This window comes from Moorena sp. SIO3I6, assembly GCF_010672095.1.
In genome coordinates this window covers 1-1,963 of the sequence record NZ_JAAHHU010000916.1, presented here as the reverse complement: position 1 = coordinate 1,963, position 1,963 = coordinate 1, and the positions used below count along the sequence as shown (strand labels likewise).

At 43.6% G+C, this 1,963-nt stretch carries 2 protein-coding genes and 3 pseudogenes; 1 reads left to right on the top strand and 4 read right to left on the bottom strand.

Translation table 11 applies throughout. The features are described from left to right. Positions 1–202: pseudogene (locus tag F6K49_RS44410) on the top strand (hypothetical protein); the annotation flags it as partial. 126 nt (positions 203–328) lie between these two features. Here F6K49_RS44410 and F6K49_RS44405 read toward each other — a convergent pair. The 4 genes and pseudogenes from F6K49_RS44405 to F6K49_RS44390 all read right to left on the bottom strand — a co-directional run. Next, positions 329–718, bottom strand: a pseudogene (locus F6K49_RS44405) (RNA-guided endonuclease TnpB family protein); the annotation flags it as partial. Between the two features lie 10 nt (positions 719–728). Further along, positions 729–875, bottom strand: a complete 147-nt coding sequence (locus F6K49_RS44400; RefSeq protein WP_293074386.1) for a hypothetical protein — start codon at positions 873–875, stop codon at positions 729–731. Between the two features lie 256 nt (positions 876–1,131). Beyond that, positions 1,132–1,389, bottom strand: coding sequence for a resolvase (locus tag F6K49_RS44395; RefSeq protein ID WP_293074372.1), 258 nt, complete (start codon positions 1,387–1,389; stop codon positions 1,132–1,134). A 340-nt stretch (positions 1,390–1,729) separates the two neighbouring features. Then, positions 1,730–1,963, bottom strand: a pseudogene (locus F6K49_RS44390) (GNAT family N-acetyltransferase); the annotation flags it as partial.

Below are 1,963 nucleotides of genomic sequence, written 5' to 3'. Positions count from 1 at the left end.
TCTTGGGGGTCTCCCCCATGAGCGACTGCCGTGGTTTCCCCCACTCGCTATTGCATCAAGACAGGGAGAAACTCCTTTAGGAATTCAAGTCGAGTTTTTGCCTCCATACTCTCCAGAATTACAACCCGCCGAAAGACTGTGTAAATTAGGGGATGAACCTTTAGTAAATAATTGTTTTGAGACGATTGATGAAATCGAATAATTGTTAGCAAAACGTTGTAATGTTTTGAGTGAAATGAAGGAAGAAATTAGAAATTTAACTTTCTATCATTGGCTAGCTTCTATTTAAGTTTTTTTTAAGGGGGGTATGACAACCGGATTTAGTATTACTGGTTAGTCGGCAGTCACAAATATCGTCGGGGAGACTCTCGGAGTAGGATATCTCTCCTAGTTTTGTGTGATAAATCCCCGCAGCAGAAACTGCTGACTTTGGGATGTAACAAGACTGGATGGGGTTTTTGCGAGATCTGAATTTAACTCGATTAATTTCCGAAGTCTTTTTGTACTTTTTCTTGGCCTCCCGAACAGCAGTGCAAGCATCCTTTATCGCTTATCGCTATAGACTTAATCTGATAAGGTACTGCTTTGCACCCTCGGGGAGGTCGTTCAATATACCGGTCTTGATAGCTTTCCAGTTAGCTTTAACTTCGCTATCCTGAAGGATTTTGACGGTCTTGTTGAACACATAACGGGACACTCCAAACCACTGGCGAATCATCAATCTCTGTTCAGGACTTAGGAACACTCGAATCTTCTTTGATTTTCTTACCGTACTTTCGGAGTCCGTGGAGAGGCCGCGATAAGACGTGAATGATGGAGAGAATATCTGCGGTGAGTTCTGATCCTCGACAGCTTTCAGGTTGGTCGGATCCCATGATTTTTCCACCGTTGAGACCGACCGGAGATGAAACCTTAGAGTAGTGCAGCCTTACTACAAAACCAAGACCCTATGCTGCATAATTTACCAACTATAAAGGCTGCACTACTCTTACGGTAACTTCTAACCAAGTATTCAAAAAGTTTAAAACCGAATCGGGTGAGTCTGTCTCTACAGGCAACAACAATTGTGAGCTGACCTCCTTGCATAAGTCGCTCCAATATGGCTCGAAGCCCTTTCCTTTTGTAGTTGAGTCAACAGCCGACGTCTTTGATGATTTCCGCTTCCGGGAAGAGGGAATGCATGTAAGCGATTTGTCTGGCCAGGTCGTCTTTCTGTTTTTGGCTGCTGAGGAGGCAGTAACAGATCGTGGCTGGTTTGGATGATTGTCGTCTACCCAAAGTGGCAAGACTAACTGTATCAAACATTCTGTAACCGCTTGGGGTTCGTTCGCACTTGATGGTGCCATTGTCTGCATACTTCCTTAGGGTGTTTTCCTCACGGGGTGACAAGCTAATTGAAAATCTTACAGGGGTTAGGTTTTAGGGGTTAGGTGTTAGGGAACATCGTCATGGCGTAGTAGTTGATTAAAACTATCTATGCAGTTGGATTGGTGAAAATTGCTTCAACTGCTGGGAAATACAACAACACGAGTCGCTGTAATTTTCCCAAAACCTAAAACCTAAAACCTAACACCTGCCTAGGTTTGAGCTTTGTTGTCACCCCTTGAGGGTGTTTTCCGAAAGTCCCGTAAGTTCGACCGCCTTAGGTCGTGGTACTAATGTCATGACTCGATTCTAGCAATTCAAGGGATTATTGGCTAGACTTAGTAATACTTTTTGATACTGTCCACTAACCTTCATCCTTTCGTTGGTAGGTCATAATGGATAGAGGAATACGGAATAGTGTAGTGGCTAGTTTGGATAAGCCAAACTTAAATTTCAGGGATTTGGGTAAGTCTTGCCAGGATACTGACACAAAACCGAAACGGTTGTAAAATGCCGTCAGCCAACCCATACATTCGAGATAAAGAGGCTGAGTTGCCTCTTTGATTAGATTTTCCATAAGATAACTCCCCAAGCCCTG

Excerpts from the sequence above, each read along its gene's own strand:
- F6K49_RS44400 (WP_293074386.1), bottom strand. The coding sequence starts at position 875 with ATGGGATCCGACCAACCTGAAAGCTGTCGAGGATCAGAACTCACCGCA.